Origin of the sequence: Haloferax prahovense DSM 18310 (assembly GCF_000336815.1) — an archaeon.
GTDB classification, from domain to species: domain Archaea; phylum Halobacteriota; class Halobacteria; order Halobacteriales; family Haloferacaceae; genus Haloferax; species Haloferax prahovense.
Map to the genome: position 1 here is coordinate 47,312 of NZ_AOLG01000056.1, position 13,362 is coordinate 60,673.

Genomic DNA, 13,362 nt, shown 5'->3' on the forward strand with positions numbered 1-13,362 from the left:
ATTCGACCACCGTGAGTGAGGAACCGGCGCTGGGCGATATTCTCGACCTCCTCAGCGACGAGTACGCCCGGGACATCCTCGCAGCGACGAGTACCAAACCAATGTCCGCACAAGAGCTTGCCGACGAGTGTGAGATGTCCAAACCGACGGTCTACCGTCGGGTGGAACGATTACAAGCGTACGGACTCCTCGACGAACAGACCGAAATTCGAACCAGTAACAACCACTACAGCGTCTACGCCGCCACGCTCTCCGAGTTCTCCGTGGAACTAGACGACGGGTCGTTCGAGTCGTCGCTGACGCGCACCGACGACGAGTCGTTCCCCGGCCAGGGGGAGACCGACACCGCAGACCGGTTCAAACGGATGTGGGAGGACCTCTGAGATGACGACGCTATCCGCGGTCCTCGACTGGCTCATCGTCTCGCTCGCTCTCGGGTCGACGCTCGTCGGGAGCTACGTCGGCTATCAGGCCTATCGCGGCTACCGCCGTCACGACAGCCGGACGATGCGGTCGCTCTCCGCGGGTCTGTTCCTCCTCACGGCCGTCGCGTTCGGCGTCGCCTTCGTCGGGTCGGTGCTCCTGCGCGAGGGCTACATCGGCCTCCAGTACCAACAGCCGCTCACGCTCGTCACGCGGCTGTTTCAGTTCTGTGGCGTCGTGCTCATCGCCTACTCGTTACATTCGCGAGGGTAGTCCGTCCCCGGGTCGTCTCGGGCGGCCTCGTCGGGGCTCTACTCGTTCACTCACGCGTCTTCTTCTCCGCACTTTTTGGTTCGCTCACAAACCGCTCTGGTCGTCTCGCCTCACGAGTGTGCGAGCTTCCAGAACCCCTTGGGGACGATGGCGAAAACCGGGAACAGGAACAGCGCGGGCAACCAACTCGTGGACGGACCGAGCGGGGTGACAATCACGGTGACGACGCCGATCGCGGTGAGGACGACCGAAGCGATGGCGGCCCCGACGAACCGGCGGTCGAGCGGCGGGAGGTCGGTCGAGCCGACCGGGAGGTCGAGCGCTTCGACGAACGCCCCGGCGTCAGCAACAGGCCCGAGCGTGCGTTCCGTCTCGTCGTCGCCCCAGCCGACCGTCGCCGCGATGGTTCGCGTTCCGAGGTAGCGGTCGGTGGGTCGAGTCGCCACGACCTCGGCGTCGCGGAGGTCGCCGACCGCCGTCGCCCACTGCGACTCGTTCGTCAGGCGGTCGTGAACGACGAGGCGGTCGCCGAAACGTCGGTAGGTCAGCCACCCGCTCGCGAGCACGCTCTCGACGATATCGCCGACGAGCATGAACGCGAGGAGGCAGAGCCCGAAGAGACCGAACCCGACCCAGACCGCGAGCGAGGTGGTCCCCTCGACGACGAACGCGGTCCCGCCGATCCAGACCATCGCGGCCATGGTGACGTAGAACGGTCCCGTCGTGGTGACTGCGCGCCAGACCGCGGCCGCGACCACCGCGCGACGGTCCGCGTCGATTGCGACCGAGGGGCGGCCGCTGGGAACGTCGACCTCGTCGCGGGTCGCGTCGCTGTCGGGGCCGGAGAGCCAACTCGTAAGCCGGCCGCCGCCGCCCTGCTCTGCGCGGAAGCCAGACCACTCGAAGAGTACTTTCACGAACACGAACCCCACGAACGCGACTGTCGCGCCGCCGAGGATGACGACGAACAGGAAACATGCGAGAAACATCGCTTGCCGGGCGGGAATCTCGACGAGGGCGTACGGAGAGCGCTCCGCGTATCGGTTCCCCCGGAGGAACGTGGCGGTGGTCTCGCCGGCCTGCCCGACGACGAGCGCGGCGACGCTGACGACCGCCTCCGGGCGGGCGAGTACGTCGAGCACCGAGATGACCTCCGAGAGCGGCGCGAGGAGGAAGACGCCGACCCACGCGCCGCCGCCGATGACGGCGGTCGAAAAGGGGACGTTACGCGGGTACACCGGCGGGAGCCGGTCGTGGATGATGACGCTTCCGCGCTTGTCGATGAGGTCGTTTTCCGACAGGCTGAAGACGCCGTCCTCGCGGGACGAGGTCGGCGGCCGGCCGGCGAACAGCGCCTTCACGCCCGAAAGCGGGAACAAAAACAGCAGTTCGAGGACGTAGACCGCGAGGAGCGTCCCGGGGTTCCAGCCGAACCACAGCACACCGGCGAGCGGGAGGAGATTTGCCGAGAGCACCGGGAGGAACCCGATGCCGGCGGATAGAGACGAAGTCGGGGCGTCGCCGTACCGTGGGGGGGCCATCGGACGTGTCGTTTCGGTCATCCGGTCATATATCTGATGAAACCCGTCCTCCAACCGCCTCGACGGCGCGCCACTACTCGGGGAGCGACTCGTAGTCGGCGACCGTGAGCGCCTGTCCGAAGAACATCAGACCGATTCCGGTGATTCCAGCCGGGACCGAGAGGGAGAGCAGCAGCGAGAAACTGAGCGCGCCGATGCCGCCCCCGATCGCACCCCGCTTTCGGTCGCTCCAGCGTTGGTCTCCGAACCGGAAGAGTCGCTTCCACCCGTCGCGGTGACGGAGGACGAGCGCGGTCGTCGCCGCGTACAGCGGAGCGATTGCCACGGGAAACAATCCCGGCGCGTCGGGGGCCGAGACGGCCACACCGGCGACAACGAGGCCGACGACGAGGGAGGCGAGGTATCGAGTGGAGGGACGCACGCGTTCTAGATAATTTGTTGACAACATCAATCTTTTTTCCGGGCGCGGAAACGCGGTTCCGACCGCCCGACGCGAGTCAGACCACCTAACTGCCCCGAGGGAAATGTCTCTCTATCAACAATGCTCACACCCAGCGAGAGACGACGAGCGAAGGTGGCGGTGTTGATGGCGGTCAACGCCGTCCCGCTCGTCGGCGTGCTCGCGCTCGACTGGTCGCTCGTGGCGCTGTTGGCGGTCTACTGGGTCGAACTCGGCGCGTGCCTCGTCGGTGCCGCGGTGAAAGCGCTGTTCGCGGAGGGCAAGCCGACTTACAACGCGGACGGCTTCTCGTGGCTCGTGTTCGGTGCCCTGTCGGAAAAGCGCGGGCGAATCAGTCTCCCCGTCCTACCGCTGTCGATTCAGGTCGCGAATCTCCCGGCCATCCTGATGACCCTCGCCATCGGAAGCGTGGGTTGGGCCCTCTTCGGTGCAATCGGGGTCGGCGGCGTCGGCGAGACAACGGGCGCGACGCTCACCGACGCCGAGTCGGTCTCCGTCGGGTTGGGCGTGCTCGCCGTCGTCGTCGGCCGGGCCGTGGACGTGGGCCGCTACCTCCTCGGCGGGGCCTACGCGTCGGTCCCGCCGCAGCAGCCGCTTCGGTCGGCGCTCACGTCGATGGCCGGGACCGGCTCGGCGCTCCTCATCGGCGGGGGGTTCGTCATCGCGGGTGCACCCCCGCCGTTCGTGCTGGCGTTTGTGCTCGCGGTGAAACTGCTCGCCGACATCGTCGGCGTCTACCGCGACCGACTGGAGGCGTTCGACGAGCGCACGTCGGTCGAACTCGGATTCGCTCCCGACACTCCCGAGTGGGAGCGAATCGAGAGCTCGCGGGACGGGTCCGAAATCGTCCGACCGAAGCCCGCGGCCGTCGTCGTGGGCGGGGTCGTCCGCGGGCTCCGCTCCCCGCTCGCGCTCGTACTGGGCGGGGCGCTGACGCTGTTCGGCCTGCTCAGTACCGCGACGACCGACGGCGTCGCGGTCGAACTGCTCGGTGGAGCGGTGGTAGTCGCTGGGGCGTTCACCGCGCTGGGCGTCTTCGACTGGTCGTTCCGGTATCTGGCGATGGAGTACCGCACCGCCAGCGAAGAAACCGGGGGTGAGAAACTCGTCGGCTACGACCGACTGCTCGGGCCACAATGGCGACTCTCCCGCGAGTCGCGCGCCGAGATGGAGCGCGCTCGGACCGTCACCGACCGACTGTTCGGAACCGAGACGCTCCGGGTGGAACGCGACGGTCGAGAGTACCGACTTCCCCACCTCCCGCCGGACGCCGCGGGAATTGGCGGGCAGTCGCCGAGTGTCGCCCGAGAGTTCCGCTTGGTGTCGGAGCCCTCGAAACCGCACGCGGGGAACGAGGGTCGGGGGTGAAGTAGATTAGTCAACCAGAAAATAATTAACAGTAGACATTTTTTGGTTACACGAATGCGGAACGTAGCCCTCCACCACAACTCCAAACGGCACCGTACGAAACAGGGTGCCGCGTTAGTCGCATCGACCGCTGAGTCCCCGAACTACCCCTCATCGAGAGGGAGTGTATGAGACGAACACGAGTCGTTTCGCTCGCGCTGCTGCTCGCCGTCGTCGTGAACGCCGGCGTCGCCTCCGTCGGTCTCACCTCGGCCGAGCAGGCGAAGGCGTCGATATCCGGCGCTTACGTCTCGACGGAGAACCCTTCGCCGGGACAGCAGTTCACCGTGACGACGAACGTCACGAACGTCGCGACGAGTTCCGATAGCATCACGCTGACCGACATGTACGTGCGCTCCGTCAGCGGCACGGAAGAACACGCTCGGGTCGAGGATGTCGGGTCGATATCTCCCGGGAACACGCTCTCCGTGCCCCTCTCGCTCTCGCTTTCGGACGTCGGTACCCACAATCTCCGGGTTCACGCCGTCGTCAGGTCCGACAGCGGTGACACCCAGCATCTGAAGTACCCGCTTTTGATCACCGTCACAAAGCGGAGTTCGGTCATGGTCTCGGTGCAGGCGTCCGAGCCGACGGCCAACACCGACACGCCGGTCAACGTGACGGTTGCCAACGGCGATTCCAACGCGATTTCGACCGTTCGGCTGCAGCTCTCCGGCAACGGGTCCGTCGTGGACCCCGAACGAGTGACCGGTTCTATCGACCCCGGTGTCGACCGGGCGTTCCGATACAACGTGACGTTCGAAGAGGCCGGACCGAAGACGCTCAACGCGACGGCGACCTACACCACGAACGACGGGTCTCCGAAGACAGTCTCCGACGAAACCGTGTTCAGCGTGGTCAACGAGTCCGACGAGGACCAACTCGAAGGGAGAATCCAACTCGTCGGCGTCGAGACGTCGGGTGACGGCATCGTCACGATCCAGGGCGACGCCGCCAACGTCGGCGGGACGAACGTCAAGTCCGTCCTGTTGCGCGTCGAGGACACGGCGTCGGTGAGTCCGATGGGCGCGTCCGGCGAGTACTTCGTCGGCGCGGTCAACGACAGTAAGTTCGATACGTTCGAGCTGATAACGCGAACGAAGAGCGACGCGACGGAGGTCCCGATTCGCGTTCGGTATCTCGTCGACGGCGAGCGCCGGACCGACACCGTGACAGTCAACCTCAGTTCGACGAGCGCCGGCGCGAGAGCCGCGGCGGGACCGGCTCCGAACATGGGCGGTCCGAATCAGGCAGGTGCTGGCCCTTCCGACAGACGTTCACAGCCACAGCCCCGGTCGGGTGGTGCGCTCGGCGGTCTCGGCGGGCTTGTCCTGCCTCTCGTCGCTGTTGTCGCGCTCGGCGGCGGCGCGTACGTCCTCTGGAAGCGACGATGAGCGTCATCGAACTCTCCGACGTCGTGAAACGATACAATAACGGGGACGAGGAGATAGCGGCGCTGAAAGGCGTTGACCTCGCGGTCAACCGCGGTGAGATGGTCGCGATTATCGGCCCCTCCGGGTCCGGGAAGAGCACGCTGTTGAACGTCATCGGCCTACTCGACACGCCGACTGAGGGCACAGTCACCCTCGACGGTCAAGACGTGACGGACCTCGGGACCGACGGACTCACCGACCACCGTCGGGAGAGTATCGGCTTCGTGTTTCAGGCGTACCACCTGCTTCCGATTTTCACCGCGGTAGAGAACGTTGCTGTCCCCTCGATGTGGGACTCGACCGTCGACCGGACGGACCGAGCGAGAGAACTGCTCGACCGCGTCGGTCTCGGTGAGCGCCTCTCGCACAAGCCGAATCAGCTCTCGGGCGGCCAACAGCAGCGTGTCGCCATCGCTCGCGCCCTCGTGAACGAACCGCACATCATCCTCGCGGACGAGCCGACGGGCAACCTCGACCAAGACACCGGTGCGACCATCCTCGACGAACTGACCCGAATGAAAAACGAGGAGAACGTCGCCATCGCGGCGGTCACGCACGACGAACAGTTGACGAACTACGCCGACCGAACGGTCGAACTGGTCGACGGAGTCAGGCGGTGAGCTGAATGGACCCCAGACAGAGATTCCCGAGCGTCGTCATGGCCTGGCGGAACCTGTGGCGTAACAGGCTTCGGACCGTCTTAGCGGCGCTCGGAATCGTCATCGGTGTGGTCGCCATCGCCGGACTCGGTATCACCGGCTCGGCGCTCAGGTACGGGACGGCCCAGCAGTTCAGCGACATCACGAACCAGGCGACGGTCATGCCCGGAGAGGACGCCGACCAGCGACACCTGACGGAAGCGCAGGTCAGCGCCATCAGGGAGGTCGCCTCGAACGCGACGGTGATTCCCATCAAGGAAGGGAGCCTCCAAGCCTCGTCGCACACCGCCGAGACCTATACGAGAGTCGAGCAGGTGACCCATCCGAGCGACCTGTATAGCGCCCACCGAGGGACGATTCCACAGCCGTTCCGCACGGGCGTTCTGTTGAACAACGAGACGGCGGCGCAGCTGAACGTCACGGTCGGCGACCTCGTCATCGTCGGAGACCAGTCGTACAAGGTCCGCGCGATTCTCGCGGAGGGCGGCATCGGCTTCCGCTCCAGCGGCGTCGTGGTCTCGCCGCCGGCGCTCGACAAACAGGGCTACTCCTCGGTGACGATTATCGCCGAGGACGGCGACGCGGCCCAGCACCTTGCCAACGCGACGGAGGCCCGGTTCAACACCGGCGAGGAAGTCGTCCGAACGTCGTCGTTCGGTGGCCTCAATCAGCGCGTCGGCTCGCTGTTCAGCACTCTGAACCTGGTGCTTCTCGGCATCGGCTCGATATCGCTCGTCGTCGCCGGCGTGAGCATCCTGAACATCATGCTGATGAGCACTATCGAACGCCGGAGCGAAATCGGCGTGCTCCGCGCGGTCGGCGTCCGCCGACAGGACGTTCTCCGGATGATTCTCACGGAGGCGACGCTGCTGGGACTCATCGGCGGCGCGGTCGGTGCCGCGCTGTCGGCGCTCATCGGCGCGGTCCTGTACAACGCGCTCTACAGCTCGCCGATGCTCGTGTTCCGGTGGGCGAGCGCGAGATACCTGCTCATCGGCTTCGGGTTCGGCGCGTTCGCGAGCGTTCTCAGCGGCATCTATCCGGCGTGGAAAGCCGCCAACAAGCGCCCGGTCGAAGCGATTCGAAGCTAGCGCTAGCGGGTCGGTGCCGCGGTCGGACCGAGGTGACCGTGTCCTCGGCTTTTCGCCGTCCACAACCGCGTCTCTTGCCCCCGCGAATCACCACCTAACGAACGGAAGGTCCGGCGCGTCGAGCGCGACGAACTCCGAGACGAACTCGTTCGCCGGCGACTCGTATATCTCACGGGGCGTTCCGACCTGCTCGACGCGACCCTCGTTCAATACGGCGACCCGGTCGCACATCACCATCGCCTCCTCCTGGTCGTGGGTGACGTAGAGTCCGGTGACGTCCAACTCCGCCAGTAGCGCGCCGATTTCCGTCCGCAGGCGCGCCTTCAGTTGGGCGTCGAGCCCCGTCATCGGCTCGTCCAACAGGAGGATGTTCGGCTCGATAGCGAGCGCGCGCGCCAGCCCGACGCGCTGTTGCTGGCCGCCGGAGAGCGTCGTCGGGTCGCGGTCGCCCATCTCGCCGATGTCGAGCATTTCGAGCAGTTCCTCGGCCCGATTCCGCCGCTCGCGCTTCCCGACGCCTCGCATCTTCAGCCCGAACGCGACGTTCTCGGCGACGGTCATGTTGTCGAACAGGGCGTACTCTTGGAACACCAACCCGACGTTTCGGTTCTCCGGGGGGACGTTCGTCACGTCCTCGCCGTCGAACCTGACCGTCCCGTCGGTCGGCGTCTCGAAGCCGGCGACGGTTCGAAGCGTCGTCGTCTTCCCACACCCCGAGGGGCCGAGCACGCCCAGAATCTCGCCGTCCGAGACGGTGAGCGAAACGCCGTCCAGCGCCGTCGTGTCGTCGTAGTCCTTTCGGACCGCGTTTAGTGTCACGTCTGCCATTAGCTACCTCTGGTGTCGAATCCGCGGCGACCGACCCGCTGTAGGAGGAGGGTGACCGCGACGATGATGAAAAAGAACATCGACACGGCTGCCGCCGCCTTGGTGAACGAGCTGTTCGAGATGTGTCGCTGCAAGAAGAGCGCCAGCGGCTGGGTACCTTTCGCCCAGACGATGTACGAGAAGTTGAACTCCGCGGCCGCGAGCGCCCAACAGATAATGGCTCCCGAGACGATACCCGAGCGGGCGTTCGGTACGATGACCGTCAGAAACGTCCGCGGCCACGACGCGCCCAGCGAGCGAGCCGATTCCTCCAGTTGCCGCAGCGGCATCGACTCGAACTCGCTTTGGACTGCCATCACCATGAACGGCGCTTTCAAGAGCGAGTAGCCGACGATAAGTCCAAAACTCGTCGCCGAGAGGTCCGGGTACGCTCGGAGGAACGCGACACCCAAGATGACGCCCGGCACGAGCGGGAGCACGGAGACGGCGTTGACCCACTCTTTGCCCGGGAACTCGTAGCGGGAGACCGCGTACGCGATGGGAACGCCGACGACGAGGTTGATGAGGACGCCGCCGAGCGCCAGCCCGATGCTGAACGCCAACTCCGCCGGAACCAACACCGTCAGCCTCTCGCCGCCGAGCGGGAGGCTGAACAGGGGGCGCCATCCCATGCTGCGCTGTGAGCCAATCGTGTCCGCGAGCCCCAGCACCGCCCGCCAGTTCTCGAAGGTGACGAACCCGGAGGGGAGGACGCCGGTCCAACTCGTGGCGAACGAGGCAACGACGGTGAGGACGATGGGCGCGATGAGGAACGCGACCGTCGCGAACAGGGCCAGCGTCACGATAGACCGCCCGAATCGACGCGAGAGGGACAACGTCATATCCCGACCTCCGCGCTGGTGTACCGAAGTCCGAGAACGGTGAACAGGAACGTGAACGCGAAGTAGACGGTCGCCATCGCACCGGCGACCTGGACGTCGTAGCCGACGCCGAGTTCCCGCGAGAGCTGGAGCGTCCAAACGACGAGCGTCTGGATGACGACGAGCGTCCCGAAAATCGCTAGTCCCGTCCGGAACGTGAGAATCAGCGCGCCGGTGATGCCCGGTCGAATCTGCGGGAGCGTGACGTACCGAAACGTCTCGAACGGCGTCGCACCGAGCGCCTGGGCTGCCTCCTCGGCGGCCGAGTCGACCTCGGCGTACGTCCCGCGGAGGATGAGCGTCGCGCGCGGCACCATCGAGTACACGAAGGCGACGAACAGTCCCGGGACGCTGACCGCGAACGCAAGGTCGGTGGGTCGAGCCCCGGTGAGGGCGGCCGTGACCGCGGTGACGACGCCGTTGTTCCCGAACAGCACCAGAATCATGAACGCGGCGACGATGCCGGGGAGACTGATGGGAAACGAGACGAGCGTGACGAGGAGGTCCTCGCCGGGGAGGTCATATTTTTCGAGGGCGTGCGCGATGGGGACGGCGAGTCCGACCGAGACGAGCGTCGTCCCGGTGGCCAGCCACAGGGAGTTGAACGCCACCTGTCGGTAGTAGGGGTCGCCGAACAGCGTCGCGTAGGCGTCGAGCGAGAACCCGACCGACCGGTACTGGGCCGTCGAGACGCTGATGCGAACGACTTCGGAGAGGGGATACAGGCCCGCGACGAACAGAAGCACCGAAAACGGCGCGCACAGCGCGACGATGCGGCGGTACTCGCGCTCTCGCTCGGTGACGGGGTTCGCGACGGTCTCGAACGCGCCGACCACCCGCGCCGTGAGCGCCCGGAGCGTCGAGAGCGGACTGTTCTCGGCGTGTCGGTCGGACATCCTCAGATGTTCGCGCCGCGCGTTATCTCTCGGATGATGTCCTCCTGCCGGTCGACCAACTGACTGTAGTCGACTTGGAACTCCGTCCGGTCGTACTCGGCCGGGTCGATGAACTCGTCGGGAAGCTCCAGCTCCGAGGAGCGAATCGGCCTGACGTAGGCGTCGAGGAACTGCTGTTGGCCCTCCAGCGAGAGGACGTAGTCCATGAACAGCTTGCCCGCCGCCGGATTCGGCGCGCCCTCCAAGAGCGCGTAGCCGTACGGCATGTTGAGCGCGCCCTTATTGCCGTTTTCGCCGCCCAAGAGCGCGACGCCGACGTTCTCCTCTGCGACCTCGTCGTTGTTGTACTTGAGGTCGAGGCCGGAGTAGTCGTACCGGACGAACGTCGCGTACTCCCCGCGGGAGAACTGCGCGAGGAAGTTGTCGGTGAACTCAGCGCCGCCCTCCTGAATCCGCTCGTAGTAGTCGACGACGGGCTGGAGGTCGTCCATGCTGCCGCCGCGGGCGTTGTTGACCGACAGCGCCGCCGCGAGCCCGACCGCCGCCTGCGGGGTCTGGAGCGCCAGGTCCTGCGTGATTTCGGGTTGGAGCAGGTCCTCCCACGTGGTCGGCTCGTCGAGGCCGCGTTCCTCGTAGATGTCCTTCCGGTAGGTCACGGCCGTCGTCACCCGGCGGGTCGCCGTGACGTGCCCGTCGTCGGTCTTGAGCGTGTCCGGCACTTTGTCCCACCCCTGCGGCTTGTACGCCTGTGTAAAGCCCTCGTTCCGGGCGACGATGCCGTAGGTGTAGCCGCCGTTGTACCCGGAGTGAGTCATGTTGTTCGAGTGTGAGCGCATGTGTTGGAGCGCCTCGCCCGACGAGCGATCGTCGTCGTGGACCGCCACGCCGTAGGAATCCTCGAACGACTGCATCAGCGACGGCCAGTTCATCCACCCGGACTGCACGCAGTAGAAGTACAGCGTATCGGGGAACGCGGTGGCCTCGATGTTCGTCTGGAAGTCCTGATACCCGACCTCGTACGTCTCCGCGTCGCCGCCGCCGGAGCCAGTCGAAGAGGCGTCACGTTCGGAATTACTCGTCGTCAGACAGCCGGCGAGACCCGCCAACGCCGCGGCAGAACCCCCGATGAAACTTCTCCTGGTTGATACCATCACTCGGGCAACACGACCGGCCGCTAAAGGGAATTGCTATGAGCCTAACGTAGCCGTTTCGACGGTTGGGACACCAACATAGCGCTACAAAGGAGACAATAGATACGGAGTCCCGCTAGTTCTTGAACGCGCCCGCAACAAGAAGCGGGAAGACGAGCGTCGCCTCGGCTTCGATTTGCGTGTAGTTCGTGTCGTGGTCCTTGATTTTCCCCCACGACACGGCCTCGTTCGGGGGCGCGCCCGACAGCGAGCCGTCGCCCTCCATCCCCGTCGAGATGTAGACGACGTAGTCCGCGCCGCCGCGGAAGAGGTTCGTCATGATGGCGTGGTGCTTGGGGACGCCCCCGCCGACGGCGATAAGACCGGTTTCGTCAGCGAGGAGGCCGTTCTGGATGAGCGAGTCGTAGTCGTCGAGAATCTCGATGCCGACGTCCTTGTCGTAGCCCTGCCGGTAGTAGTACAGGAAGTTGCCCACCTCGGCGTCGGTGAGCGCCGGGCAGTAGACCGGCACGTCGTTTTCGGCCGCCTGCTTCAACACCGAGTGCTCGTCGTCGAGCGTCTCGCCCAGCTCGCGGGCGAACGCCGTCGGCGTCCGCACCTTCTCTTCGGCGAAAAAGTCCTCGAAGAAGTCGTAGAGATACTCTTCGAGCCAGACGTACCGGTCGGAGGGGACATAGATGTTGCCGAGGCGGTTGATGCCGCGCTCGCGGAGTTCGCCCTCGTCGGCGTCCCACGAGCCCATCTTGAACGGTTTCGCGGTCTTGATGACGTCCTCGGTCAGCGAGCCGGAGGTGGTGATGAGCACGTCCACGAAGCCCTCGCGGACGAGGTAGGCGACGGCCTCCCGCAGCCCCGACGAGATGATGTTCGAGGTGAACGTCAGGTAGACGGTCGCGTCCGCGTCTTGCATCTCTTCGGCGATGTCGATGGCTTCGGCGAGCTGCGTCGCCTGAAAGCCAGTCGTCGCGTACGCGTCGAGGAACTCGTCGAAGTCGAACGCGCCGCCGAAGTCGTAGCCCCGAACGTCGGCCGAATCGATGGCCTCGTCGCTCCCGGGGACGACGTGGTCGTGAGTGTCGTCTTCGGTCATCGGCTACGGCTCGCACCGGCGCGCTTGAATCAGTTCCGTTCGGTTCCGAAAACAGCCGGACAGCGTGGGGGTAGACACCAATCCACTCGATGACTGTCACCGGTTCGACGACGAGTCGACGCCGCCGTCGGACTCCGGGCGAGTGTACCACCACGCCCACGCGACGAGCACGCCCTGAAGCGGCAGTCGGAGCCACAGGGCGGCGTCGGAGGGCTCCCGAAGTGACGCCGGAACACCTTCGAGCACGATATCGCTCGTCGCCATGTAGACGTTCGCGGGGAAGACCGCGACAAGTAGCGCGATGAGTCCCCACGCGGCGATGCGTTGGGTGCGGCGGAAGACGACGCCGACGCCGAGGACGATTTCGGCGACGCCCGAGATGTAAACGAGCGCGAGCGCCGCCGGGAAGACCGGCGGGACGACCTGCGCGTACGCGTTCGGCACGACGAAGTGCATCACTCCGGCGAGGACGTAGAGCGCGCCCATCACGTAGCGGAGCGGCGTCTTGAACCGGCGGAGTCGTTCGGCGGCGAGAACCATTTCGAATCGACGTTGGACCGGCGGTCAAAGACGCTGTCGGCGTCGGCGACCCGGCGTTGGTACCGAACCGGAGACCGAAACCGCAGCTTTCGAAAATCAATACTCGTATAGTAATAATACATGGTATCTGATATATTTGTCACTGAGCCTGAGGACTGCCGTTGTGAGATTGCGACACCACTCGGACGCGCTTCCCGACCCGCCGTGACGGACGCGAGACGTTCGCAATTGAACCCCTCCCATTCGTCGTAACCAGTCTTTTCAGCAGCTTCACACGTTTAACCGGGAGAATTTCTGTAACGCTCGCCCCGAAGAACCGCGCTACTGAGTGCGAGTAACCTACCGACGACGCTTGTACTTGAAAACGTATTCTTGGGCCGTAGTTAAGCCGTTTCCCGCAGATACTATCAAGTGGGTCGAACTCGCAGTCGTGGTGCGAGAACGCAACCGAAGCAGCTCGGGTAGCTCTCGAGTGACGGTACGTTCGGTGCCTAATTTCGGGATAGAACTGGTGAGTTAGATATATAATTTTTCAGTTATATATTAGTCTTACTTTCTGATAATTTTTATCGAAGCGATAGTCGCGAGCCCGCTATCCGTCGATTCGAACACGGTTCTACACGACCGAACGACGCGGTACGCGCGAGTGA

14 protein-coding genes are annotated in these 13,362 nt (G+C 65.0%); 6 read left to right on the forward strand and 8 right to left on the reverse strand.

The genetic code is table 11. The annotated features are described in order from the left end of the window. Positions 1 to 11 precede the first annotated feature (11 nt). A complete protein-coding gene (locus C457_RS17570) occupies positions 12 to 383 on the forward strand; it encodes an ArsR/SmtB family transcription factor (RefSeq protein ID WP_008096768.1) in 372 nt (123 codons plus the stop codon). A 1-nt stretch (position 384) separates the two neighbouring features. After that, on the forward strand, positions 385 to 696 hold the full coding sequence (locus C457_RS17575) for a DUF7521 family protein (protein ID WP_008096769.1): 312 nt from the start codon (positions 385 to 387) through the stop codon (positions 694 to 696). 110 nt (positions 697 to 806) lie between these two features. Here C457_RS17575 and C457_RS17580 read toward each other — a convergent pair whose 3' ends face one another. Beyond that, positions 807 to 2,237 carry a DUF6498-containing protein gene (locus tag C457_RS17580; protein WP_008096770.1) on the reverse strand — a complete coding sequence of 477 codons (1,431 nt, stop codon included), beginning with the start codon at positions 2,235 to 2,237 and terminating at the stop codon, positions 807 to 809. A 73-nt stretch (positions 2,238 to 2,310) separates the two neighbouring features. Then, the gene (locus C457_RS17585) at positions 2,311 to 2,658 is read right to left on the reverse strand and encodes a hypothetical protein (RefSeq protein WP_008096771.1); all 348 of its coding nucleotides are present in this window, start codon (positions 2,656 to 2,658) and stop codon (positions 2,311 to 2,313) included. Positions 2,659 to 2,778: 120 nt separating this feature from the next. Here C457_RS17585 and C457_RS17590 point away from each other — a divergent pair, with 120 nt between their 5' ends. From C457_RS17590 to C457_RS17605, 4 genes are all read left to right on the forward strand, one after another. Next, positions 2,779 to 4,065 carry a DUF6498-containing protein gene (locus C457_RS17590; RefSeq protein WP_239640776.1) on the forward strand — a complete coding sequence of 429 codons (1,287 nt, stop codon included), beginning with the start codon at positions 2,779 to 2,781 and terminating at the stop codon, positions 4,063 to 4,065. A 167-nt stretch (positions 4,066 to 4,232) separates the two neighbouring features. Beyond that, the gene (locus C457_RS17595; protein WP_008096774.1) at positions 4,233 to 5,498 is read left to right on the forward strand and encodes a hypothetical protein; all 1,266 of its coding nucleotides are present in this window, start codon (positions 4,233 to 4,235) and stop codon (positions 5,496 to 5,498) included. Beyond that, the gene (locus tag C457_RS17600) at positions 5,495 to 6,157 is read left to right on the forward strand and encodes an ABC transporter ATP-binding protein (RefSeq protein ID WP_008096776.1); all 663 of its coding nucleotides are present in this window, start codon (positions 5,495 to 5,497) and stop codon (positions 6,155 to 6,157) included. The genes C457_RS17595 and C457_RS17600 overlap by 4 nt, the downstream gene beginning before the upstream one ends. Before the next feature lie 5 nt (positions 6,158 to 6,162). Continuing rightward, the gene (locus tag C457_RS17605) at positions 6,163 to 7,287 is read left to right on the forward strand and encodes an ABC transporter permease (protein WP_008096778.1); all 1,125 of its coding nucleotides are present in this window, start codon (positions 6,163 to 6,165) and stop codon (positions 7,285 to 7,287) included. An 87-nt stretch (positions 7,288 to 7,374) separates the two neighbouring features. On the opposite strand, the gene C457_RS17610 is transcribed toward C457_RS17605, so the two are convergent. The 6 genes from C457_RS17610 to C457_RS17635 form a co-directional block, all read right to left on the reverse strand. After that, a complete protein-coding gene (locus C457_RS17610; protein ID WP_008096780.1) occupies positions 7,375 to 8,115 on the reverse strand; it encodes an ABC transporter ATP-binding protein in 741 nt (246 codons plus the stop codon). Next, entirely contained in the window at positions 8,115 to 8,996 is an 882-nt protein-coding gene (locus tag C457_RS17615) for an ABC transporter permease (protein WP_008096782.1), read from the reverse strand. The genes C457_RS17610 and C457_RS17615 overlap by 1 nt, the downstream gene beginning before the upstream one ends. Further along, positions 8,993 to 9,931, reverse strand: coding sequence for an ABC transporter permease (locus C457_RS17620; protein WP_008096784.1), 939 nt, complete (start codon positions 9,929 to 9,931; stop codon positions 8,993 to 8,995). The genes C457_RS17615 and C457_RS17620 overlap by 4 nt, the downstream gene beginning before the upstream one ends. A gap of 2 nt (positions 9,932 to 9,933) precedes the next feature. Continuing rightward, on the reverse strand, positions 9,934 to 11,037 hold the full coding sequence (locus C457_RS17625) for an extracellular solute-binding protein (protein ID WP_008096786.1): 1,104 nt from the start codon (positions 11,035 to 11,037) through the stop codon (positions 9,934 to 9,936). Positions 11,038 to 11,197: 160 nt separating this feature from the next. After that, a complete protein-coding gene (locus C457_RS17630; protein ID WP_008096787.1) occupies positions 11,198 to 12,172 on the reverse strand; it encodes a deoxyhypusine synthase in 975 nt (324 codons plus the stop codon). 96 nt (positions 12,173 to 12,268) lie between these two features. Next, positions 12,269 to 12,712 (reverse strand): DoxX family protein, encoded by a 444-nt coding sequence (locus tag C457_RS17635; RefSeq protein WP_008096788.1) that lies wholly within the window; start codon positions 12,710 to 12,712, stop codon positions 12,269 to 12,271. Between the last annotated feature and the right edge of the window lie 650 nt (positions 12,713 to 13,362).